Source organism: Halomonas sp. ND22Bw, assembly GCF_003011945.1.
Lineage (GTDB): Bacteria > Pseudomonadota > Gammaproteobacteria > Pseudomonadales > Halomonadaceae > Halomonas > Halomonas halophila.
In genome coordinates this window covers 1-263 of sequence record NZ_PXWD01001086.1, presented here as the reverse complement: position 1 = coordinate 263, position 263 = coordinate 1, and the positions used below count along the sequence as shown (strand labels likewise).

The window sequence follows — 263 nt, the reverse complement described above, 5'->3', positions numbered from 1 at the left end:
ATTGTCGCGCGCGGTGATCGTATAGCGGATGTTCGGCCGGTCGAATCCGGCGACGATCATCCCGTCATGCGGGATGCCGAGCTGTTCGAGGACGTCGGCACGGGTATGTTCGTCGGCGGTGGCGGTCAGTGCCAGCCGGGGGACGTCCGGGAACTGGTCCAGCAGCGGGCGGAGCAGGCGATAATCGGGGCGGAAATCATGCCCCCATTCGCTGACGCAATGCGCCTCGTCGATCGCGAACAGCGCGATGCGCCCGCGGTCCA

Annotated in this window: 1 pseudogene; it reads right to left on the bottom strand. The window is 66.5% G+C overall.

Annotated elements, in window-relative coordinates:
- A pseudogene (locus CVH10_RS21525) lies at nucleotides 1-263 on the bottom strand (ATP-dependent DNA helicase RecQ); the annotation flags it as partial.